This window comes from Corynebacterium sp. NML120713, from assembly GCF_001875735.1.
GTDB lineage: Bacteria > Actinomycetota > Actinomycetes > Mycobacteriales > Mycobacteriaceae > Corynebacterium > Corynebacterium pseudogenitalium.
In genome coordinates, this window is the sequence record NZ_MLCR01000005.1 from 74,463 (window position 1) to 98,295 (window position 23,833).

Below are 23,833 nucleotides of genomic sequence, written 5' to 3' on the forward strand. Positions count from 1 at the left end.
CGCCCCACTTTCACCCACACTCTCCACTTTTGCCCACACGTATATGTGGAGACGAACTTTTGTGGGTATCCCTCTGTGTATTTAGCCGACTAGTGAGGTGGTTGTGGCTAATGTGAAGCATGAAAGGGGGAGGGCGCCCCACCGTCTTCTTGCTCATTGACCTGCGATTATGTTGAAGTCGGCAATCTTTTTTGTGTGTGGTGTGGCATTTGTGGGGCACAGTGGGTTAAAGTGGGGCGTAGCGGAAGGCGCGATGGTGTGCTGACTACACACCTTTGTCGCACGAAGCAGAGAAAACTACATACATCACGTGTCTGACGGCGTAGAGGAAGGTGGGTCGCCCGATGTTTCTGGGAACCTACACTCCCAAGCTTGATGACAAAGGACGCTTGACGCTGCCCGCGAAGTTCCGAGAGGACCTCGCGGACGGGCTGATGGTGACCAAGGGGCAAGATCACTCTTTGGCGGTCTACCCCCGTGCGGAATTCGCAGCGCGAGCCAAAAAAGCTGCCGCAGCATCCCGCACGAACCCGAAGGCTCGAGCGTTCATTCGTAATCTGGCTGCCAGTGCGGATGAGCAAACGCTTGACGGTTCTGGTCGTATCACGTTGTCGGCGTCGCACCGGGAATACGCAAACCTTTCCAAGGAGTGCGTGGTCATCGGTTCTGTAGATTTTCTCGAGATCTGGGATGCACAATCCTGGGCTCAATATCAAGAAGAGACTGAAGCCGCCTTCTCGGCGGCGGATGACGACGACATACTCTCCGGTCTGCTGTAAGGCTGACTACCTGACAGTGGACATCGACTACTGACGGAGAGCGTGTACGGACTCTATCCCGGGCGTGAAGCGTTCTGGTGTACTTCCCCGACATCAGAGCAGCCGCCCGGGGTAGGGCTCTATACGCTCCCCAAACATGGGTGTAGGTAATTTTCAGAACAACGCAGTGAAGGGAGTGTGCCCGACAATGGTAGAAGCCGCGATGGACTTTGATCCGGTGGCAAACCGTGGCCACGTTCCCGTGATGCGTAACCGGATGGCGGAATTGCTCGCACCAGCAGTTGAGCAATTCGGCGATCGCGCAGTGATTGTCGACGGCACCCTCGGCGCAGGCGGCCACACTGAGTACTTTCTCTCTACATTTCCAAACGCGTACGTTATTGGAATCGACCGCGACCCAAACGCGTTAGCTGCGGCAACGCAGCGTCTGGCCCCATTCGGCGACCGTTTTGTTCCGGTGCAAGCCCGTTTTGACGCAATTGGCGAAGTTGCTGCTTCTGACGAGCGAGTGCCTTTCGGCATCGTCCGCGAAAATGGAGTTGCCGGGGCGCTGTTTGACCTTGGCGTTTCTTCGATGCAGCTCGATCAGGAAGAACGCGGTTTCGCGTACAAGGTCGATGCCCCGCTAGATATGCGGATGGATACGACGCAATCGCTCACTGCAGCTGACGTGCTGAATACCTACTCGCACGGTGACTTGGCACGCATTTTGAAGACGTACGGAGACGAGCGTTTTGCGGGAAAGATTGCTCGGGCGATTGTTCAGCAGCGTGAACAGGAGCCATTCACAACGAGTGCGCGTCTGGTGGAGCTGCTGTACGACACGATTCCGGCAGCCACACGTAGGTCGGGCGGGCACCCGGCAAAGCGAACGTTTCAGGCGCTGCGGGTCGAAGTGAACCGCGAGCTCGAAGCGGTCGAGCAAGTCCTCCCCGTCATTACTGACCTCCTCGGAGTTGGTGGCCGTGCGGTCTTCATGAGCTATCAATCGCTGGAAGACAAAATCGTCAAGGCGGCGTTTCGGGAACTCACGGAGTCGAAAACCCCACCGGGGCTCCCGATGGACTTACCCGGTACACAGCCGCTGTTTCGATCCATCACAAATGGGTCGGAGAAGGCGTCGAAAACTGAAATTGAACATAACCCTAGAGCGGCGTCCGTACGGGTACGTGGTGTCGAGAAACTAGCACAAGGCAACTAAGGAACTGATCAATCATGGCAGCACGAGAGCACAGCGGATCGAACATGACGCTGACGCGCGGTGATCAGGCGCGCCCGCAGACGCGGCGCTCCGGCCAGCAGCGTAGCGCGAACACTCGGCTGCTCAACCCGGGAATTCGGCCACACGTCCCACACCCGCGTACTCACGGGCGGTTGGGGTCGAAGCAGATTGTGTCCTACCGCGGCAGGAGGATTGCGCAGCCGGCTGTCGCTAAGAAACAGTTGTCGCTGACGTTCACAGTGACGGTGGTACTGCTGGTATTCGGGGTTGTTGCTGCGATGGGGCTCAGCGCTTTGTCGACGACGCAAACGTTTACCATTCAGCGCCTTCAGGCGCAGGAACGAGAGCTGACCAACCGTGTCGAATCGCTGACCCGCGACCTTGAGGACCGCAAATCATCCGCAGAGATTGCACAACGTGCAGGTGACGCAGGCCTGTTGGTTCCATCGGCTCCAGGGATCGTTGCGGTGCATGAAGATGGCAGTGTGCATGAGCAGCGTCCATTCGACCCGAACGCAACTGTCGGTGTGGTGGACGTGAATGAGTCTCACGCACGATCTGGGCGCGCGTCCAGTGACCAGCACGCAACTCGCGAAATCGGTGATTCTTTGACGCAGCTTCCTGGCAATAACGTGCTTGGCAGCACTTCTCGTTTGGACAACGTGGCGCCGTATGCGCCGAATGTCCCACCTACGCTCTAAGCTCTAAGGGCACGAATCGTTTCTTACCCGTTGAATGCAATTGAGTGAGGTGAAAATAGGGCAGTGGTCGAATCGCACCCGGACCGGAGAAAACGAACTGCTCGGCCTCGTGCCCTGCAAGCACCTCAAGCGCCTAAGACACGGCGAAGTGTGTTGCACCAGCGGTCCCAATGGGCAGTAATTCTGTTTCTTGTAGTCAGCGTATTTTTGGTTGGCAGGCTGTTTCTTGTGCAGGTGGTGTGGGGCCCACAGCTGCGCGAGCAGGCGCAATCGCAGCGCGCCAGGATTTACACTGACCCCGCGCGGCGCGGTGAGATCGTGGACCGCGAAGGTAACCACCTGGCGTACACGATGCAGGCGCGGTCGTTGACCGTGTCGCCGGTGACGCTTCGTAAGGAACTGCGTGAGCAGGTCATGCTCAATGAAGACGTTCCGAACCTCGACGATGACGCGACGCGAGCCATGGTCGACGCGAGAGTCGAGGATATTCTGCGCACGATGGCCAACGAGATTCCCGTCATGATTGGCGAGGCAATGGGCGAAGAGGACGTCGATAGGCGACGAGACAATGACGATATGCGCAGTGTGGGCAAGGTTGATGCGCGCGACATCCTCGAGAAGCTGCACGCGGATTCGAACTACGAAGTGCTTGTCCGGAACGTGGACCCTGATGTGGCGTCGAACATTGCTGCTGAGTTCCACGGCGTTGCCTCGGACCACCAGGACATCCGCCAGTACCCGAACGGGGCGATTGCTGAAAACATCCTCGGCAAGGTGTCGATGGACGGGCAGGGACAGTTTGGGCTTGAAGCATCGAGTGATGCGGTGCTCACCGGGATCAACGGGCGCAAGACAGAGGACGTGTCGAACGACGGGCAGTCCATCCCCGGTACGCTGCGCGACGTAGTACCCGCGGTGGATGGCGCGAAGATCACCTTGACGATCGACCTGGACCTGCAGTCGTTTGTGCAGCAGACTCTGGAGAACGCGAAACGGAACTCGTTGGCAAAGGACGCCGAGGCAGTAGTGCTCGATGCCCGCAGTGGTGAAGTGCTAGCAATGGCGAATACCTCCACTATTGACCCGAACGGGGACATCGAACGGCAGCTGCGCGAAGGGAAGGACTTCAGCAATAACGCGATCTCGCACCCGTTTGAGCCGGGTTCCGTGGCGAAGATTATCGCAGCGACTGCGGCAATTGAGGAGAAGGTGACTACTCCGGAGGAAGTACACCAAGTGCCGGGCTCTATCGACATGGCTGGTATTACTGTGCGCGATGCGTGGGAGCATGGTGTGATGCCGTACACCACAGCGGGCATCTTCGGGAAGTCCTCGAATGTGGGCACCTTGCAGATTGCGCAGAAGCTGGGCGAGGAGCGCTATTGGGATTACCTGCAGCGCTTCGGAATCGGAAACACAACCGGCATTGAGCTGCCCAACGAGTCCGCCGGTCTGTTGCCAGTGCTAGAGCAGTGGTCCGGAGGAACGTTTGCGAACCTACCAATTGGGCAGGGAATGAGCTGGACAGCGCTTCAGATGGCCAGCGTCTACCAAACGCTTGCCAACGGTGGCGAGCGGATTACGCCTCGCATTATCCGCAGCATTGAAAGTGCAGAGGGCACACCGCTGGAACAGCCCGAGCCTGAGCGGCATCGTGTGGTGTCGGAGGCGACGGCACGCACGGTCGTGGACATGTTCCGTTCCACGTTCCAAAACGACCCGGCAGGGATCAACAACGGTACCGCCCAGAACAGCCAACTTCCTGGCTATCAGCTTTCGGGCAAGACGGGTACCGCGCAAAAGGTGAATCCTGAGACTGGCGCCTACTCGCAAAACCAGTTCTGGATTACGTTTGCTGGCATCGCGCCTGCGAACGATCCGCGATTTGTCGTGGCGGTCATGCTTGATGAGCCGCAGCGAGGTACACGAGAAGGCGGAGCCGGTGGCCAGTCGGCAGGTCCGGTGTTTACTGAAATCGCCAGCTGGCTGATCAATAGGGAGAACTTGCCGCCTAGCCCAGAAGCGGACCAGTACGTTTTGCAAGCCCAGTAGGGAAGTTTCACAATGAATGACATGACGCAGACAACACCGAACGCGCCTACCCTGGAGGCGCTCGCAGCGCTGTCTGGTGGGACGCTCCACAACGCCCCAGATCAGCCGCTGCACATTGAAGAGATTGCACTCGATTCGTCGAAGATTGCCCCAGGCGGACTGTTCGCAGCTTTGCCCGGCACCCGTGTGCATGGAGCAACGTTTGCAAAGCAGTGCCCAGCGGGCGCCATCTTTACTGACAATGCAGGCGCGAAGATCCTCGAGGGCCAAGGGGAAACGCGGCCGGTGCTGGTCGTCGAAGACGTTCGCGAAGTTCTCGGGGATGTGTCAGCCGAGGTGTATGGTCACCCATCCGAGCACATGACGCTGCTCGGGGTTACCGGCACGTCTGGCAAGACTACCGTGACGTACATGCTGGAGAAGGGGCTTGAGGCAGCAGGAGCGAAGGTTGGTCTGATTGGCACCACCGGCACGAAGATTCTCGGCGAGTACGTTCCAACGTCCCTGACTACCCCGGAAGCCCCGACGCTGCAGGCTCTGTTCCGCCGCATGCTGCAGGCTGGAGTGACGCACGTAGTGATGGAGGTTTCTTCCCACGCGCTCATGCTTGGCAGGGTGAGTGGCACGTCTTTCGATGTCGCTGGGTTTACAAACCTGAGCCAGGATCACCTGGACTTCCATAAAACAATGGAGGAGTACTTTGAGGCGAAGGCGCTCTTCTTTGACCCGACGTCGCGCAGTGCCGCGAAACGCGCGGTAGTTTGCGTCGATGACGAGTGGGGCGAGCGCATGGCTGACCGGGCACAGCACCCGGTTCGCGTTGGCACCCACGGCCAGGCTGGGGTCGACGTGAGCGCGAAGCAGCTGTCCGCAGACAAGACTGGCGCGCAAGAGATTTCCTTATCGACGCCCACTTCGACCCACACGTTGACGCTGCAAATGCCGGGCGCGTTCAACGTGGCTAACGCTGCCTTGGCAACCGCTATGGCGTACACCGCCGACGTTGATGTAGATGCATTCATGAAGGGCCTATCAAAAGCGCAGGTCCCTGGACGTATGGAACGCATCGACTGCGGGCAACCGTTTGTTGCAGTCGTGGACTACGCGCATAAGCCTGCGGCCATCGCAGCCGTGCTGGATACGCTCCGAAAGCAAGTGGCTGGACGCGTCGGCATTGCTGTTGGCGCCGGCGGGGACAGGGATGCGTCGAAACGCGTCATCATGGGCCGCGAATCTGCGCAGCGTGCTGACTTCGTAGTGGTGACTGATGATAACCCGCGTACAGAGGACCCAGCATCGATCCGCGCGGAGGTGCTGCGTGGTGCATTGGAACTCGCGGATGCTCCCCACCACCCGGAGGTGCGTGAAATCGGCGACCGCGCTGCGGCGATTGACGCTTTGGTGCAGTGGGCACAGCCGGGCGATGCGGTCATTGTCGTTGGCAAGGGGCATGAAGTCGGCCAGATTGTTGGCACTACGACGCACCACTTCGATGATCGGGAAGAGATGCGTCGCGCCCTAGAAACTTTCGCGAGGTAACAGTAGATAATGATTGCATGTTCGTTGGGTGAGATCGCCGAGATCGTCGGGGGAACGCTGTCGAAGGAGGCGGACCCCGAGGTGAAAGTATCGGGTGGCGTCGAGTTTGATTCGCGGAAGGTGTCTGAGGGCGACCTTTTCCTTGCGCTGAAAGGCGCGAGGGTTGATGGACACGACTTCGTCGGCACGGCATTGGAGCAGGGCGCGGTAGTCGCCATAACCACGCGCGACGTGGGTGCTCCTGCGGTGATCGTTCCGTGCGCCGAGGTTCGGCCAGATGACAACTCTGACTTGGCCGCGAGCGACCCAACGGGCAGTGCACTCGGTGTTGTCGCGGGGCTTTCGAAGCTCGCAGCGCACGTGGCTCGCAGCCTAGTTCGCGAACACGGACTCACAATTGTCGGCGTGACCGGTTCGGCGGGGAAGACCTCGACGAAAGACCTGATCGCTGCGGTGCTTCGCCACAAAGGCGAGACCGTGGCTCCTCCGGGTTCCTTTAATAACGAGATTGGTCACCCGTACACGGTGCTGCGCTGCACACAGGAGACGGCGTTTTTGGTGGCGGAGATGTCCGCGAGGGGCATTGGGCACATCGCGCATCTTGCAAAGATTGCCCCGCCATCAATCGGCGTGGTGCTCAACGTTGGCTCCGCACACCTTGGGGAGTTTGGCTCGCGCGAGGCGATTGCTCAGGCGAAGGGCGAGTTAGTCGAATCACTCCCTGATGCGGATCACGGTGGAATCGCCATCTTGAACGCCGATGACCCATTTGTTGCAGGTATGCGTCCCCGCACAACTGCGAAGGTGTGGATGTTTTCGGCTGAGGGATCGCCCGAAGCAGACTTTTTTGCTACGGACATCTCATTGGACGAGGTTGCCCGAGCATCGTTTGTGATGCACACGCCAGACGGGCAACAGCACCGAGTTCGCCTGGGTGTGCACGGCGCCCACCAGGTTGGCAACGCGCTTGCTGCGGCGGCAGTCGGTTTCGGCGCGGGCATGCAGCCTGAAGCGATCGCGGCAGCGCTGAGCCAGGCACGGACCGTATCCGTGAACCGCATGGATGTGCGCACCCGCGAGGATGGCGTGACTGTCATTAACGACGCGTACAACGCAAACCCTGAATCGATGCGTGCCGGTATCGCAGCGCTTGCGTCGACGGCTGCCGCACACCCGGGGGCGCGATCGATTGCGGTGCTCGGTGAGATGGGCGAGCTCGGCGAGGAGTCCGCGTCAGCCCACGCCGAGCTGGCCGCAGAACTGGTAAAGCACAACATCACGGACCTTGTAGCAGTGGGGCAAAGTGACGCGATGGAATCGCTGGCGCAAGCGGCACAGCAGCAGGGCATCGCCACACAGTCTGTTGCCGATAGTGCCGAGGCAAGCAACGCTGTCGAAGCTACGATTGCCACTGCCACACCCCCGCCAGCAGTGGTGCTGGTCAAAGCGTCGAACGCCCAAAAGTTGTGGGTGGTGGCTGAACAACTCATGCGCACCCGTACGCTTGACAGTCAAAGTAAGTCAACCAATGAGAATGAAGCAAGGTAGCAGTCTCACATGATTCAAGTAATTGTCGCAGGAGTTATTAGCTTCCTCGTTTCCATTTTTGTCACACCTTTGTTGATTCGGTATTTCCACCGCCGCGAGATCGGCCAGGAAATTCGGGAGGACGGGCCGCAGTCGCACGCGCGGAAGCGCGGCACCCCAACGATGGGTGGCATCGCTATTTTGCTCGCGATCACACTGGGCTATTTGGCTAGCTCGATTGTCGCGCTGGCCACTAACCACGCGGCGTTTACCGCGAGCGGCGTCATCGTGTTGGGCTTGACATTGGCGCTTGGCTTGGTCGGGCTTGCCGACGACGGCATTAAACTCTTCATGAAGCGCAATCTCGGTTTGAACAAGACCGCGAAGCTTGTGTCCCAGTTTGCAATTGCGATTGTTTTCGGCCTGCTGATCACGCGATTTCCTGACGAGAACGGCTTGACGCCAGGCTCGACCCTGCTGAGTTTTGTGCGCGATATCGAAACGATTGACATCGCGGTCGGCGGTGGAATCCTTGGCGCAATTCTGTTCCTGATCTTTATCTACATTCTGCTGGCTGCTTGGTCGAACGCGGTGAACCTCACCGACGGGCTCGACGGGCTGGCCGCTGGTACGACTGCTCTGGTGATGGCCGCGTACACCATGATCACGTTCTGGCAGTTCCGGAACTCTTGCGAGGCAGCGCTGGCAGCGGGCTGCTACAACGTCCGCGACCCGCTTGACTTGGCGGTGCTTGCGGCTGCAGGCTTCGGTGCCTGCGTTGGATTCCTGTGGTGGAACGCGTCCCCGGCCAAGATTTTCATGGGTGATACGGGTTCGCTGGCGCTCGGTGGCCTCGTAGCGGGCCTGTCAGTGGCTTCCAAGACCGAGCTTCTGATGATCATCATCGGCGCACTCTTCGTGCTCGAGGCAGCCTCGGTGGTCATCCAGGTGGCATCGTTTAAGTCCACCGGCAAGCGCGTGTTCCGGATGGCGCCGTTCCACCACCACTTTGAGCAAGGAGGCTGGGCGGAGACAACCGTGGTTGTGCGTTTCTGGCTCATCGCTGCGATGGCGGTCGCGCTCGGCACCGCAATTTTCTACGGTGAGTGGCTCACACAGAACGGAGTGACGCTGTCATGACCGATACGAGTGTGATCCCCGCAGAGATTTCCTGCGGCGTGCTGCTGGCTGGTGCGGGCGTTTCGGGCCGAGGGGTGCTCGGCATGCTCCAGCAGGTCGGCGTTCCATGCATCGTCGCGGACGACAGCGAGGAAAACCGCGAGTTCGCTGAGCGCACGTGGGGAGTGCGGGCCGTCGATACGCAGCTGGCACACGAGTACTTCGGTGAGGTCGGGGTAGTAGTGACGTCTCCAGGGTGGAGGCCCGACACGCCGCTGCTTGTCGACGCCGCCTCGGCCCAACTCGATGTCATCGGTGATGTCGAGCTGTGCTACCGGTTGGATCGCGCGGGCGTGTTCGGGCCACCGCGCGAGTGGCTCGTTGTGACAGGCACGAACGGTAAAACCACCACCACTGGCATGCTCGCAGCCATGATGCAGGAGGCATCTGCCCGCACTGGTAAGCGTGCGCTGGCGTGCGGAAACATCGGTACCGCCGTGGCTGACGCGGTGGTGGATCCCCAGCGTGTCGATGTGCTCGTGGCCGAGCTGTCCAGTTTCCAGTTGCATTGGTCGAGCCAGCTCGTTCCCAACGCGGCAGTTCTACTCAACCTTGCGGACGACCACATTGACTGGCACGGCTCATTCGAGGCGTACGCGGCTGCGAAGGCGAAGGTGCTCAAAGCTCCCAACGCCGTGGTCGGCATCGATGACGAGCACGTGCAAGCGATCGTGGCACAGAATGACCGCAAGCAATTCTTCGGTTTTACGCTCGGCCAGCCCGAAGAGGGCCAGGTCGGTGTTATCGACGGCAAGCTCGTTGCGCGCCGCGACGGCTCGGTCCTTGAACTGGCAGATACGAATGGCATTGAACCCGCGGGTGCTGCAGGCGTGCTGGACGCAGGCGCCGCCGCTGCCGTGGCGTTGCTGTGTGGTGCGACACCCTCTGAGATTCGTGAAGCACTCGCAGGCTTCCACGTTGCGGGGCATCGCGGAGCCGTGGTCCACGAGGCGAACGGCGTTCGGTGGATCGACAACTCGAAGGCGACGAACCCGCACGCGGCTGATTCGGCGTTGACCGGGGCGGGCACCGTCGTGTGGGTTGCAGGTGGTCAGCTGAAGGGCGCTGCGATTGATGAGGTCGTCGAAAAACATGTGGGGCACATGCGTGCCGTAGCGCTGCTTGGGGTCGACCGCATGGAAATATACGACGCCGTCAAGCGGCTGGCACCTGACCTGCCTATCTTTGCGACTGACTCGACTGACCCCGAGGTGGCAATGGATGCCGTGGCTCGCTTTGCTGGAGAGCATGCGCAGCCTGGCGATAGCGTTGTGCTGGCACCGGCTGCCGCGAGCCTGGACATGTATCCGGGTATGTCTGCGCGCGGCGACGCGTTTCGTGCGGCCGCCAGGCGACACTTTTCACTACAGTAACTTGAGACACAGCAGTGTTCGAAGCGAAGGGTAATGAGGTGCCATGAAGCGAAATCGTCGACAGCAACCGCCGGCGCGTGCGCCAAAGACTGGCACCCGCGACGTGCCTCAAAGCGCACTGGGCCGGGCACATACGTCGTTCATTGCGGCGCTTGAGCAGCGGCCCCTCATTGACTACACCGTGATTCGGACCGTGGTGCTGGTGCTGGCTGCGTTGGGCGTCGTGATGGTGATGAGCTCGTCGATGGCGTCATCGTTCGCTGCTTCGAGCAGCGTGTGGTCGACTGCGCTTCGGCAATCCCTGATGGTGCTGGCGGGCCTTGTCTTGTTTTGGGTTTCGCTGTTGGTCCCGCCCGAGCGCATCCGGAAGCTGGCCACGCCACTATTCCTCTTCGCGGTGTTCCTGCTGGTACTGGTGCTGCTAATCGGCACCGGGCGTGAGGAAGTCGGTTCGCAATCGTGGCTGATGTTCGGCTCGTTGACGATGCAGCCTTCTGAGTTCGCCCGTGTGGCTATTGCAATTTGGGGTGCTGCGGTGCTGTCGAAGAAGCAGCCGCCAGCATCGGCGCCTGCGTGGCAGTCGCCGACCGCACAGTTCTTGCTTGGCGCGGGCGTGTGCATCCTCCTGATTGCGAAGCAGGGTGACGCCGGCATGACGATGTCGTTTGCCGCCATCGTGATCTTTGTGCTGTGGTTCGCAGGCTTCCCGCTCAAGGCCATTGGCATCCTCTGCGGGCTCATCGGTGCTGCAGCGGTTGTGTTGTTCCTGCTTGGAGGCTTCCGCTCGCAACGCTTCCACGTCTACTTCGAGGCGCTGTTCGGAAACTTCAGCGATACTCGCGGTGCTGCCTTCCAGACGCACCAAGGATTCCTTTCTCTTGCCGACGGCTCCCTCTTCGGCGTCGGCCTCGGACAGTCCCGCGCGAAGTGGTTCTACCTCCCAGAGGCACGAAACGACTTCATCTTCGCCGTCATTGGTGAAGAGCTTGGTATGTGGGGCGGCATTATGGTGATCGCCCTGTTTGCTGCCCTTGGCTACTTCGGTTTGCGCACTGCGCAACGCGCACAGACATCGTTCCAGGGACTCGCCGCTGCCTCGTTAACAGCGGGCGTAGTTTCGCAGGCGTTCATTAACATCGGGTACGTCGTCGGCCTTGTGCCGGTGACGGGTATTCAGCTGCCGATGTTGTCCGCCGGTGGTACCTCGGCAGTGATTACCTTGTGGTCGATGGGCATGCTGGCCTCCATTGCCCGCCACGAGCCCGACGCAGTCTCGGCCATGCAGAACTATGGGCGCCCACGCTTCGACAGAATGCTGTTCGTCCCGGAGCCGAAGGCGACGGCGCAGCTGCGCGCGACTCGCGCGGGGCGAACTCACATATATGAGCAGTCACGCCGAGAGCAACGGTACGGAGTGCCTGTTGTTCACCGAGTTGCCCCAGACGACCGTGCTCAGCGGCACTCGCCCCGGCCCACGAGGAATGTCGAGGTAACGCAACGGAGACCACGACCGAACCAATCAGAGCGACGCCGGTACCGTTAGGTGGCCGTCGAAAAGGAAAGGACGGGATCCATCATGGACAAGACCCAGCACACAGTGGTGCTCGCAGGGGGAGGCACCGCGGGCCATATTGAACCGGCACTCGCGGTAGGCGAGGTGCTTCGTGAACAGTACGGCGCAAATGTGATTGCGCTCGGAACTGAGCGTGGACTGGAAACCACTATCGTCCCCGCGCGCGGCTTCGCCCTTCAACTCATTGACCCCGTGCCGATCCCGCGCAAGAAGCCATGGAAGCTTCTTGGCGTGCCGTTCAAACTTGCGCGTTCCGTGCACCAAACACGGAAGGTGATGAAGGATTCGAAGGCTGAGGCAGTCTTCGGTACGGGTGGCTATGTGTCGGCGTCTGCGTACCTTGCCGCGGCATCGTTGCGCCTACCATTTTTCGTCTTGGAAACGAACGCGTTGGCGGGCATGGCCAATAAGCTTGGCGTCAAGCTAGGTGGTGTCGGGATTAACGCCGTAGCGAACTCGGGGATGCCGGGTGATGTCGTGGGGATCCCGGTGCGTCCGGGAGTGGGCGTCGATACGGATGGAGCGAAAGCGCAGCGTGGGTACAAGATGTGGGACCTTGATCCGGACAAGCCGGTGGTTCTGATTACCGGTGGGTCCCAGGGCGCGGTGAGCATCAACCGGGCTGTTGCCGGGGCTATCGAGGACATCACGGCGCGCGGGTACCAGGTGTTGCACGCCTACGGCAGAAAGAACGACGCCCCGAAGCCACACGAAGGCTACACGGCGGTGCCGTACATCGACGACATGGAAGCTGCGTATGCCGTGGCGGACATGGTTGTGTGCCGCTCCGGCGCTATGACCGTGGCGGAAAACTCAGCCGCTGGCCTGCCAGCCGTTTACATCCCACTGCCGCACGGCAACGGCGAACAGGGGCTTAACTCGGCGCACCTGGTAGCTACCGGGGCGGCAATGCGTATCGATGACGCCGAGCTCACCCCAGACGCGCTTGCCCGCAGCGTCAACGAGATTTTGGGTCGGCCAGAGCAAATGCAGCGCATGCGAGAAGCGCTCGAGCACTCTGGCGCGGGTAGTGTGGCAGAAGATCTCGCTGCACGGATCATTGCGACTATCACAAAGGAGTAACACCGTCATGTCTTCCGAACACACCACCGCGCCTGGTTCTGTGGATCTTTCCCGCGTACATCTGGTCGGAATCGGTGGCGCTGGCATGAGCGGTGTCGCCCACATCCTGCTTGACCGCGGGGCAGTCGTGACCGGGTCCGATGTGAAAGACTCCCGTCCAGTGCGTGCGTTGCGCTCGCAAGGTGCACAGGTCGCAGTCGGACACGACGCCGCGAACCTCGAGCTGACGGGGCAACTTCCGACCGTCGTGGTCACCAGCTTTGCTGCGATTCCGAAAGATAATCCGGAGTTGGTGCGTGCGAAGGAGGAGGGAATTCCTGTGATTCGCCGCTCAGATCTGCTCGGCGAGTTGATGGACGGTTACACGCAGCTCCTGCTAGCAGGCACACACGGCAAGACGTCCACGACGTCCATGACCGTGGTGGCGTTGCAGGCTGCGGGGGAGGACCCTTCCTTTGCGATTGGTGGCCAGCTCAACAAAGCCGGCACCAATGCCCACCACGGTGCGGGCGATATTTTCGTGGCGGAGGCGGACGAGTCCGATGCTTCGTTGCTTCGCTACAAGCCAAATATCGCCGTTATCACCAACATTGAGCCTGACCACCTGGACTACTTCGGCACGCACGAGGCATACTTCAAGGTGTTCGACGACTTCGCTGATCGCGTGCAGCCCGGCGGTTTCCTCGTCGTTTGTATGGATGACGAGCACGCTGCAAGCTGTGGTGAGCGCGCATTGCAGCGCGGCATCAACGTCGTCGGCTACGGCACTGAAGCAGCGGCTGCAGCGCACCCAGATATTCCCGCAGGTGCAGTAGTTGTAGAAGAGCGTATCGACGGCTCCTACGTCGACGTGCGTGCTCGACTCAACACCGGTGGCACATCTGCTGAGTACTCCTACCGCCTGTCGATCCCTGGCCGCCACATGGTGCTCAACTCCTTGGCCGCGCTGTTGTCCTCGACGCTGGCGGGTGCGGAACCTGAACGGATCGCAGCGGGGCTGAGCGGGTTCTCCGGTGTCCGGCGCCGCTTCGAGTTTAAGGGCCTCGTAGAGGACGGGCCGTTCGCAGGTACCCGTGTCTACGACGACTACGCGCACCACCCAACCGAGGTCACCGCTGTGTTGACGGCGGCGCGGGAGAAAGTCGAGTCTGAGGGCAAGGGTGCGCGCGTCGTTGTGTGCTTCCAACCGCACCTGTACTCGCGCACACAGAACTTTGCCCAAGAGTTTGCTGACGCCCTCTCACTCGCGGATGTCGTCATGGTGCTGGACATCTTCGGCGCACGCGAAGCGCCCGTTGAAGATGTGACCAGCAGGCTCATTACTGACAAGATGGATAGCTCGGTGCCGGTAGTGCTTGAGCCCAATTTCCTCGCAGTACCGGTGACACTGGCATCAATGGTTCGTCCTGGGGACGTCATCCTAACGATGGGCGCTGGGTCGGTGACAATGCTCGCCGATGAGATCCTCGCGCAACTTCGGCAGGCGGAGGTTTAGTGTGACAGAGCAGACAGAGCATGAAGCCTTCGAGTCGGACCACCTCGACGAGTTTGGTGATGAGGACGCTCAAACGCGTAGCAAGAGCAAGCGCAAGCGTCGCTTCGCTATCGCGGGAGCTGTCATCGCTGGTCTCGCTGTGTGCGGAATTGCGTTGCCGTTTACACCGTTGATGCCGGTGAAGGGTGTGGTTGTTGATGGCAACGACGTGCTCACGCCCGAGGCAGTGCAAGCCCAGTCCGACATTGAGCTGGGCACGCCTATGGGGCTGGTCAAGGTGCGCCGTGCTGCTGAGAACATCGTGCAGGACCCGTGGGTGGACGTTGTCACGGTGCACCGCGACTGGCCAAGCACTGTGCGGGTCGATCTGAAAGAGCGTGTCGCAGTGGCGTACTTGCAGCAGCCGGACGGGGCGCATCTGATCGATACTGAGGGCAAGGATTTTCTGATCGCTGAACCGCCGGTTGGGGCGATGGAGCTCGTGGGGGTCGACGTCGAGAACAAGGAGCAGATGCGGGAAGCTGTGGCGATCGCGGCGTCGATAAGCAGTGGTGCGCGTGCGCAAGTTGCCGCTTTGGAGGCGAATGGCCGCTACTCATTCGTGCTGCGGTTACACGACAACCGCCGCGTGGTGTGGGGCGCCTCAGAAGACAATGCGAATAAGTCACTGGCCTTTGAAACCGTTTTGCAACGCGAGGGCGCCGAGTTCAATATTTCTAATCCGGAGCTGATTACCGCGCGGTAGCGGTGTAAAACCCCAGGTCAAAACCCTAAAGTAAAGGTTTAGGGTCGAGACACGCCGAGGGAAACAATAAATTTTTTCTTGTTTTCGCCCATGATGGGATGCGTTACCGCAATTGTTGAAGTTATAAGAAGTTTTGAAAGGCGAGACACTACCCATGACCTCTCCCGCAAACTACCTCGCCATGATCCGCGTCGTCGGTGTCGGTGGCGGTGGCGTTAACGCTGTCAACCGCATGATCGAAGAGGGCCTGAAAGGTGTGGAGTTCGTTGCGATCAACACGGACTCGCAGGCACTGCTCTTTACGGATGCAGACACCAAGCTCGACATCGGGCGTGAGGCGACTCGCGGACTTGGCGCCGGTGCAAACCCTGAGGTTGGCCGGACCTCTGCTGAGGACCACAAGCAGGAAATCGAAGAGTCGCTGAAGGGCTCGGACATGGTCTTCGTGACCGCTGGCGAGGGCGGCGGTACGGGTACTGGCGCTGCACCAGTTGTCGCGGGTATCGCGAAGAAGATGGGTGCGCTGACCATTGGCGTTGTCACCCGTCCGTTCACGTTCGAGGGCAAGCGGCGCACCCGTCAGGCGCTCGAGGGTATCGCGAATCTGAAGGAAGTGTGCGACACCGTCATTGTCATTCCGAACGATCGACTGCTGCAGCTGGGTGACTCGGACCTGTCCATGATGGATGCATTCCGCGCTGCGGATGAGGTGCTCTACAACGGTGTTCAGGGCATTACGAACCTAATCACCATTCCGGGCATGATCAACGTCGACTTCGCAGACGTGCGCTCGGTGATGGCCGACGCCGGCTCCGCCCTGATGGGCGTCGGCTCCTCCCGCGGTGAAAACCGCGTGATGAATGCGATGGAGCAGGCGATCAACTCGCCACTGCTGGAAACCACGATGGAGGGCGCGAAGGGCGTGCTCATTTCCGTTGCTGGTGGTTCCGATCTCGGCCTGAACGAGACGAGTGCCGCAGCGTCCATCGTCGAAGAGAAGGCAGACGACGACGCGAACATCATCTTCGGCACGATCATCGACGACAACCTCGGTGATGAGGTGCGCGTCACGATTATCGCAACTGGCTTCGACGAGAAGGCCAACGCTCGCCCGGATGCCCAGCAGCCGGTCGATGCTGCAGCCGCATCGGCGGAAGAAGGCGCGGCGCCGTCTCCATCGCGTGGTTCGCTGTTTGAGGATCGCGCTCCGGAGACGGAACGCGACGACTCCTACCAGGCGCGTCACCGCTACGAGCCGCACCGCTCGGGCCTCTTCACCGGCGGGGAGTCCGAATCCTCCTATGAGCGTCGTGGACGCGAGGAGCGCGGCGGCGATGATTTTGACGTCGATGTCCCTGATTTCTTGCGTTAGTCTGGGAGCATGACTGACTCTCTTCTCGACGTAGAACAACGCCCCGTCCGCATGGTGTTTACAAGCCGTGCGGGCGGGGCGTCGTCGTCCCCATATGACTCTTTCAATCTTGCGCTGCACGTCGGGGATGACCCGGAGGCTGTACGCGCGAACCACGCGCGGTTGGCGTCGCTGCTCGGGGTTGATGCGGGGCGCTTCGTGTGGATGGAGCAGCTCCACACGCCGAACGTGACAGTAGTAGACGGGCCGCAGTCTGAGCCTGTCGAAGCTACTGACGCCATCGTAACCACGACCCCGAACCTCGCCTTGTGCGTGCTGGTCGCTGACTGTACACCGGTGCTGTTGGCGGACCCCGTCGCTGGAGTGATTGCCGCGGTGCACGCTGGGCGTCTTGGGGCGCGAAACGGCATCGTGAAGAAGACCGTTGAAACAATGCGTGACCTGGGTGCTCAGCCTTCACAGATGCAGGCGCTGCTCGGCCCTGCTGCTGCGGGAGCGTCATACGAAGTGCCTGCTGATATGGCAGCGGATGTTGAGCGCAAGCTGCCAGGCTCCCGGACCACTACGCATGCAGGTACCACTGGGCTTGACATCCGTGCCGGTATTCGGCGCCAGCTCACTGAGCTCGGTGTGCAGCGAATTGACGTAGATCCGCGCGATACCATCGCGGACGAGGACTTCTTCTCGTACCGGAGAGAATCCACAACTGGGCGCCAGGCAGGCGTTATTTGGCTAACTGGAGTGAAATAAATGAGCACAACTGATATTGCAAGCAACCTTGCCAAGGTGCAGGAACGTATCCGCTCCGCGGAGCATGCCGCGGGGCGCGAGCCGGGAAGCGTGGAATTGCTGCCAGTGACGAAGTTTCACCCGTGCTCGTCGATTGAGGTGCTTGCCGCGGAAGGTATTCGCTTGGTGGGGGAGAACCGAGAGCAGGAAGCGAGCGCCAAGGTTGCGACTCTGCGCGAGCACGGGGTCGACTGTGGTATCGCGATGATCGGGCAGATCCAGTCGAAGAAGGCGAACGCAGTGGCACGATGGGCGAGTGAGGTCCACTCGGTGGATTCCTTGAAGTTGGCGAAGGGACTCGAGCGTGGCATGGCGCTCGCCCTTGAGCGGGGTGATCGGACGTCCGAAATCCTGCCGTGTCTTGTTCAGGTTTCTGCCGACGGCGACGAAAGCCGTGGCGGTGTCGCGGTGGAGAAGATCGCCGAGTTGGTTGAAGCGCTCGAGGGGGCTGAGCACCTCCAGTTCGACGGGTTTATGGTTGTGCCACCGCTAGATGCAAACGCCAGCGAGGTATTCGACCAGGTCCGCGAGCTGCGAGACACCTACGCGGCCAAGCTTGGGCGGCCCCTGCGTTTCTCGGCGGGGATGTCCGCGGACTTTGAAGAAGCCATCGCGCATGGCTCGGATGTCGTGCGTGTCGGAACGGCGGTGATGGGGCCGAGGCCCGTAGTCTAAAAACCTAATCCGGAATTACATAGAGGTAATTTCTGCCCCGTCAGCACAGGCAACAAACGAGGAGCACCCAGATGTCTATTATCGGCAGCGCGAAAGAATTTTTCGGTCTTGGCCCGTTCAACGAAGATGACCCCTACTTCGATGAAGTGCAGTACGACGAGCGCGAGAACACTCGCGAGGAATCGACGAGGCCTTCGCGCACATCTGAGTACGGCAGCGAGGACCGCTACCGTTCCTCAGCTACCCGTGACTACGCGGATCGCGCACCGAAGTCCTACACCCCACAGGTCGTGTCCACTGCTCCGCGCAATTACAACGATGCGAAGGATATCGGCGAGCCGTTCCGTGATGGCGATGCCGTGATTATGGAGCTGACGGATCTCGACCCCCACGATGCAAAGCGCATCGTCGACTTTGCCGCTGGTCTGTGCTTCGCACTTCGTGGCAACATGTATAACCTGAGCAGGGGCGTTGAGACCCGCCGACGAGTCTTTGCGATCGTTCCGGAAAACGCTCGTTTGACCGAAGTTGAGCTGCAGCACACAGCGCGTCTTCGCTAATCGACGTCCAGCTCTGCGAAACATCAAGAAGAACAGGTAGTGTGTGACCCGTGTCTTTATTCGGAGCAATTCTTTACGCCGCGCTTGGGTTGTACTCCCTGATTGTGGTCATCCGCATCATTGTCGAGATGGTGCAATCCTTCTCGAAGCAGTTTGATCCACCAAGTTGGTTTATGGTCGTTGCGGAAGGCATGTTCGTGGTCACGGACCCGCCTGTGAAGTTCTTCCGCAAACTCATTCCGCCCATGCGTATGAGTGGCGGCGTTGGGATAGACGTCAGTGTGATCGTACTGTTCGTGGCGATTATGCTGCTCCAGATGCTGGTACGGGTCACCATGTTGTAGTAGTGAGCTTGGATTGAGGCACCTACATTGGTAGGTGCCTTTTTTGCTTAATTTTCCCGTAATTTATGCCCGGATCGACATCAATTATTGGGCATCGGGGGCAGAAAAGGGGTATAACTGGCGGTGATGCCTGGTGCGTGTGAACCTATGCGTTACTATGGATCGATAAAAGAATGACGAACTATTAGATTTTAGGGTTCGCTTCCCGTAGCGTGGGAGGCAATCTGTGTTCGCGACATTGCGGACACAATATCGACATCGAAGGGAACGCCAATGCCGCTGACACCAGCAGACGTGCACAATGTCGCTTTCAGCAAACCACCAATTGGTAAGCGGGGCTACAACGAGGACGAGGTTGACCAGTTCCTGGACCTCGTGGAAGACACGCTTGCGCAACTGCAAGATGAGAACGATGACCTTCGGGCCCGTGTCGAAGAGCTCGGTGCTGGTGGGTCTGCTGCCCCGGTTGCTCCTGCGGCCGCGTCCAGCGATGTCGACGAAGCTGAGATTGAAAAGCGAGTTGAGAAGAAGGTTCGTGCTGAGTACGAGCAGAAGCTCCGTGCTGCGCAGGAGGCAAAGGTAGCGGCTGAGAAGGACGCTCAGGCTGCGAAGCAGGAAGCTGCAAAGGCTCGTCAGGACGCGGAGCAGGCTGCAAAGCAGGCTAAGCAGGCGCCAAAGGCTGCCGTTGCACCGCAGCAGGCTGCGGCTGTCGACCAGAATGCAGCATCCGCCGATACACACATGCAGGCGGCGAAGGTGCTTGGGCTCGCGCAGGAGATGGCAGATCGCCTCACCAACGACGCGCAGGCAGAGGCCCGCTCGATGCTCGACGAGGCCCGTGGTTCCGCAGAGCGTCAGCTGGCAGATGCAGAGGCACGCTCGAAGAAGCAGCTGTCTGAGGCAGAGACGCACTCCCGCGAGCAGATCCAGGCGGCTGAGCGTAAGGCTGCTGAGACGAAGCAGTCGGCTGAGGCTCGTGCACAGCAGCTCGTTGTAGACGCCGAGAAGAAGGCTGAGGAAACCACCAACGAAGCTAACTCGCGCGCTGAGGCGCAGATTCGCCAGGCTGAGGAGCAGGCAACGAAGCTGCGCACCGAGGCTGAGCGTAAGCACACCGAGATCATGAACACGGTGAAGCAGCAGCAGACCGCCCTCGAGAACCGCATCGCTGAGCTGCGTACCTTCGAGCGCGAGTACCGCACTCGCCTGCGCACACTGCTCGAGTCCCAGCTGGAGGAGCTTGAGACCCGTGGCACGTCCGCTCCGAGCGGCGACGCTGGCAATAAGTAGTTTCTTTCAAACATCAGCCACCATTCACTGCGGTGAGTGGTGGTTGTTGCCATTTCTGGGGGACAAAGGGCTAGAATGAGACAAGCTACGTGCTTCACCACCTGGTGGTGCGGTAGCGCGTGATGATCCGACCATCATCGGGGAGCGTTTCCGGAAGAACAGCTGTTGCGCTACAGTGCGCTATTGCTTAGTAGAACCGGACGTAATTAGGAAGCGTTATTTCTTTCACCGCAAATGAAGCGGAAGCTCGTCTCACGGCGGACTTCAAGCAGGGTGGTACCGCGTGGCGTTGTTCGCTGCGTCCCTGTGACAAGGTAAGCATTGTGCGTGAAGGAGAGACGGAGATGAGCAAGGTCGGAAGTGTCTACCCAAAGGTAGATCTGACCGGGGGAAGTGCCGCGTTTCCAAAAATGGAGGAGCAGGTACTGAAGTACTGGAACGAGGATGATACGTTCCAGGCATCGCTGAAGCAGCGCGAAGACTGCGAAGAATATGTGTTTAACGACGGCCCTCCGTTCGCCAACGGTTTGCCACACTACGGCCACCTGCTGACGGGCTACGTCAAGGACATCGCGCCACGCTACCGCACGATGGCTGGTTACTACGTTCCGCGCGTGTTTGGTTGGGACTGCCACGGCCTTCCCGCGGAGCTCGAGGCTGAGAAGCAGCTCGGCATCAAGGATAAGGCTGAGATCGAAAACATGGGTCTGGCACAGTTCAACGAGTACTGTGCAAAGTCCGTGATGCACTACGCCGATGAGTGGAAAGAGTATGTGACTCGCCAGGCTCGTTGGGTGGACTTCGATAACGGCTACAAGACGATGGAACTGCCGTACATGGAGTCCGTCATGTGGGCGTTTAAGACCCTGTATGACAAGGGGCTGATTTACCAGGGCTTCCGCGTGCTGCCGTACTCGTGGGCGGAGCATACGCCGCTGTCGAACCAAGAGACGCGTCTGGATGATTCTTACCGCAACCGCCAGGATCCGACCGTAACCGTAACGATGCCGTTTACGGGTGGGCGTGAAGGATTTGCTGCTGCGGAGACCTGGAAGCAGCACCCTGAGCTGCACGACGCAGCTGCGATTGCCTGGACCACCACGCCGTGGACGCTGCCATCGAACTTGGCGCTTGCGGTCCACCCGGACGTTGAGTATTCGCTGGTCCGTGTTGGTGCGGACGGTGAAGAGGTGGTCGTCGGCAAGAAGCTGCTGCTGGCGACGGAGCTCATCGGCGCGTACGCGAAGGAGCTCGGCGAGGAGCGCGAGGTTGTCGCCACCTTCAAGGGCTCCGAGCTCGAGGGCTTGGAGTACGAGCCGGTCTTCGACTACTTCCGTGACCAGGAAAAGGCGTTCATGGTGTTGAACGCGGACTACGTGACCACCGAGGACGGCACGGGCGTTGTTCACCAGGCGCCTGCGTTCGGTGAAGACGATATGTACACCTGTCAGGAGTACGGCATCGATTTGGTGATTCCGGTTGATGCCGATGGTAAGTTCACCTCGCTGGTGCCGGAGTACGCAGGCAAGCTGGTTTTTGATGCGAACCGTGACATCATCCGTGACCTTCGTGCGAAGCAGCGCGTGGTCCGTGACCAGACGATTGAACACTCCTACCCGCACTCCTGGCGTTCGGGCGAGCCGCTGATCTACATGGCGCTTCCGGCGTGGTTTGTGAAGGTCACTGAGTTCCGCGACCGCATGGTGGAGCTGAACCAGGAGATCGACTGGATCCCATCGCACATTCGCGACGGCCAGTTCGGTAAGTGGTTGGAAGGCGCGCGTGACTGGAACATTTCGCGTACCCGCTACTGGGGCTCACCGGTGCCGGCGTGGGTGTCGGATAACCCGGAGTACCCGCGTGTGGACGTCTATGGGTCGCTCGAAGAGCTGGAGAAGGACTTCGGCGTTCGCCCGAAGTCGCTGCACCGCCCAGACATTGATGAGCTGGTCCGCCCGAACCCGGACGATCCGACCGGGAAGTCGATGATGCGTCGCGTGCCGGACGTGTTGGACTGCTGGTTTGATTCTGGTTCGATGCCGTTTGCGCAGTACCACTACCCGTTTGAGAATGTTGAGGAGCACGATGCTCGTCAGCCTGCGGACTTCATCGTGGAGTACTCGGGCCAGTCGCGTGGTTGGTTCTACGTGCAGCATGTCTTGGCGACGGCACTCTTCGACCGCCCGGCGTACAAGAAGGTCGTTGCGCACGGCATCGTGCTGGGCAATGACGGTCTGAAGATGTCGAAGTCGAAGGGCAACTACCCGAACGTCAACGAGGTCTTCGACCGTGATGGTTCCGACGCGATGCGTTGGTTCCTCATGTCTTCGCCAATTCTTCGTGGCGGCAACCTCATCGTGACGGAGCAGGGCATCCGCGAGGGCGTGCGCCACGCGTTGCTGCCGATCTGGAACGCGTACACCTTCCTGCAGTTGTACTCCTCCGAGGAGGCGAAGTTCAGCGTCGATTCGCAGGATGTGCTGGACCGCTACATCTTGGCGAAGACGCATGACCTCGTGGCTGCGGTGAAGGAGGCGCTCGACGACACTCGCATCGCGGACGCATGTGACGAGGTCCGTCGCTTCGCTGACTCGCTGACGAACTGGTACGTGCGCCGGTCACGCGACCGTTTCTGGGCGGGTCAGGAGGAGCATCCTGAGGCGTTTGACACGCTGTACACGGTCCTGGAGATCCTGACCCGTGTGACGGCGCCGTTGCTGCCGTACGTCAGTGAGGTCATCTGGCGTGGTCTGACCGGTGGTCGCTCGGTGCACTTGGCGGACTTCCCGTCTGCGGATGCAATCCCGGCGGACCCTGCACTGGTCAGCGCGATGGATGCAACGCGCGCGGTGTGCTCTGCTGCTTCGTCGGTGCGTAAGTCGAAGAAGCTGCGCAACCGCTTGCCACTGCCGAAGCTCACGGTGGCGCTGGCGGGCTCGGACCAGCTGCAGGACTTCGCGTCCGTGATCAAGGATGAGGTCAACGTGAAAGAAGTCGTGCTGACTGATGACGTCGACTCGGTTGGTTCCTTCGAGGTTGTCGTGAACGCGAAAGTCGCAGGTCCGACCCTGGGCCGTGACGTGCAGCGCGCTATCAAGAACGTCAAGGCTGGCAACTACGTCCGTGAAGGCGAAAACGTTGTTGTCGACGGCGACATCGTGCTCACCCCGGAGCTCTACACCGAGCGCCTAGTGGCTGAGGACCCGACGAGCACCGCTCGGGTTGACGCTACCGATGACGTCGTTGGCCTGGTCGTGCTCGATACGGAGCTGACCGAGGAGCTCGAGGCCGAGGGCTGGGCAGCAGACGTGATTCGTGGTCTGCAGGATGCTCGTAAGCAGGAAGGCTACGAGGTCTCTGACCGCATCTCGGTACAGCTGTGCGTACCTTCCGACAAGGTCGAGTGGGCGCAGCGCCACGCTGAGCACATCGCGCATGAGACGCTCGCGACGTCCTTCGAGATCGTCGAGACGCTCAACGGCGAGGCGCACACGATTCACGAAGGTGTGAGTGCAGCGATTGCTAAGCAGTAATT

General features: G+C 60.1%; 19 protein-coding genes. All 19 read left to right on the plus strand.

Annotated features, from left to right (window positions below; genetic code table 11):
* Nucleotides 1-344 precede the first annotated feature (344 nt).
* Entirely contained in the window at nt 345-779 is a 435-nt protein-coding gene (mraZ, locus tag BJP06_RS00405; RefSeq protein ID WP_070362207.1) for a division/cell wall cluster transcriptional repressor MraZ, read from the plus strand.
* A gap of 202 nt (nt 780-981) precedes the next feature.
* Nucleotides 982-1,980 carry a 16S rRNA (cytosine(1402)-N(4))-methyltransferase RsmH gene (gene rsmH, locus BJP06_RS00410; protein ID WP_143110515.1) on the plus strand — a complete coding sequence of 333 codons (999 nt, stop codon included), beginning with the start codon at nt 982-984 and terminating at the stop codon, nt 1,978-1,980.
* Nucleotides 1,981-1,994: 14 nt separating this feature from the next.
* Nucleotides 1,995-2,702: a hypothetical protein gene (locus tag BJP06_RS00415; RefSeq protein WP_071572455.1), complete on the plus strand. Its 708-nt coding sequence runs from the start codon at nt 1,995-1,997 to the stop codon at nt 2,700-2,702.
* Between the two features lie 114 nt (nt 2,703-2,816).
* Nucleotides 2,817-4,754 (plus strand): peptidoglycan D,D-transpeptidase FtsI family protein, encoded by a 1,938-nt coding sequence (locus BJP06_RS00420; RefSeq protein WP_369822174.1) that lies wholly within the window; start codon nt 2,817-2,819, stop codon nt 4,752-4,754.
* A 21-nt stretch (nt 4,755-4,775) separates the two neighbouring features.
* Nucleotides 4,776-6,293: a UDP-N-acetylmuramoyl-L-alanyl-D-glutamate--2,6-diaminopimelate ligase gene (locus BJP06_RS00425; RefSeq protein ID WP_070478971.1), complete on the plus strand. Its 1,518-nt coding sequence runs from the start codon at nt 4,776-4,778 to the stop codon at nt 6,291-6,293.
* 9 nt (nt 6,294-6,302) lie between these two features.
* Nucleotides 6,303-7,841: a UDP-N-acetylmuramoyl-tripeptide--D-alanyl-D-alanine ligase gene (murF, locus tag BJP06_RS00430; RefSeq protein WP_071572457.1), complete on the plus strand. Its 1,539-nt coding sequence runs from the start codon at nt 6,303-6,305 to the stop codon at nt 7,839-7,841.
* Nucleotides 7,842-7,850: 9 nt separating this feature from the next.
* Complete coding sequence (mraY, locus tag BJP06_RS00435) at nt 7,851-8,960, plus strand: phospho-N-acetylmuramoyl-pentapeptide-transferase (protein ID WP_070478780.1); 1,110 nt, start codon at nt 7,851-7,853, stop codon at nt 8,958-8,960.
* A complete protein-coding gene (gene murD / locus BJP06_RS00440) occupies nt 8,957-10,372 on the plus strand; it encodes a UDP-N-acetylmuramoyl-L-alanine--D-glutamate ligase (RefSeq protein WP_071572458.1) in 1,416 nt (471 codons plus the stop codon). The genes mraY and murD overlap by 4 nt, the downstream gene beginning before the upstream one ends.
* A gap of 43 nt (nt 10,373-10,415) precedes the next feature.
* On the plus strand, nt 10,416-11,915 hold the full coding sequence (locus BJP06_RS00445) for an FtsW/RodA/SpoVE family cell cycle protein (RefSeq protein ID WP_071572459.1): 1,500 nt from the start codon (nt 10,416-10,418) through the stop codon (nt 11,913-11,915).
* Between the two features lie 33 nt (nt 11,916-11,948).
* Nucleotides 11,949-13,028 carry an undecaprenyldiphospho-muramoylpentapeptide beta-N-acetylglucosaminyltransferase gene (murG, locus tag BJP06_RS00450; protein WP_071572460.1) on the plus strand — a complete coding sequence of 360 codons (1,080 nt, stop codon included), beginning with the start codon at nt 11,949-11,951 and terminating at the stop codon, nt 13,026-13,028.
* Between the two features lie 7 nt (nt 13,029-13,035).
* Nucleotides 13,036-14,523: a UDP-N-acetylmuramate--L-alanine ligase gene (murC, locus tag BJP06_RS00455; RefSeq protein ID WP_071572461.1), complete on the plus strand. Its 1,488-nt coding sequence runs from the start codon at nt 13,036-13,038 to the stop codon at nt 14,521-14,523.
* 1 nt (nt 14,524) lies between these two features.
* Nucleotides 14,525-15,268: a cell division protein FtsQ/DivIB gene (locus BJP06_RS00460; protein ID WP_177224244.1), complete on the plus strand. Its 744-nt coding sequence runs from the start codon at nt 14,525-14,527 to the stop codon at nt 15,266-15,268.
* A gap of 154 nt (nt 15,269-15,422) precedes the next feature.
* The gene (gene ftsZ, locus BJP06_RS00465) at nt 15,423-16,640 is read left to right on the plus strand and encodes a cell division protein FtsZ (protein ID WP_070362217.1); all 1,218 of its coding nucleotides are present in this window, start codon (nt 15,423-15,425) and stop codon (nt 16,638-16,640) included.
* Nucleotides 16,641-16,649: 9 nt separating this feature from the next.
* Nucleotides 16,650-17,390, plus strand: a complete 741-nt coding sequence (gene pgeF / locus BJP06_RS00470; RefSeq protein ID WP_071572462.1) for a peptidoglycan editing factor PgeF — start codon at nt 16,650-16,652, stop codon at nt 17,388-17,390.
* On the plus strand, nt 17,391-18,104 hold the full coding sequence (locus BJP06_RS00475; RefSeq protein WP_071572463.1) for a YggS family pyridoxal phosphate-dependent enzyme: 714 nt from the start codon (nt 17,391-17,393) through the stop codon (nt 18,102-18,104).
* 71 nt (nt 18,105-18,175) lie between these two features.
* Entirely contained in the window at nt 18,176-18,664 is a 489-nt protein-coding gene (locus BJP06_RS00480) for a cell division protein SepF (protein WP_070362220.1), read from the plus strand.
* A 50-nt stretch (nt 18,665-18,714) separates the two neighbouring features.
* Nucleotides 18,715-19,008: a YggT family protein gene (locus BJP06_RS00485; protein WP_070478791.1), complete on the plus strand. Its 294-nt coding sequence runs from the start codon at nt 18,715-18,717 to the stop codon at nt 19,006-19,008.
* Between the two features lie 273 nt (nt 19,009-19,281).
* The gene (locus BJP06_RS00490; RefSeq protein ID WP_071572464.1) at nt 19,282-20,298 is read left to right on the plus strand and encodes a DivIVA domain-containing protein; all 1,017 of its coding nucleotides are present in this window, start codon (nt 19,282-19,284) and stop codon (nt 20,296-20,298) included.
* Between the two features lie 344 nt (nt 20,299-20,642).
* A complete protein-coding gene (gene ileS, locus BJP06_RS00495) occupies nt 20,643-23,831 on the plus strand; it encodes an isoleucine--tRNA ligase (RefSeq protein ID WP_071572465.1) in 3,189 nt (1,062 codons plus the stop codon).
* Nucleotides 23,832-23,833: the final 2 nt, after the last annotated feature.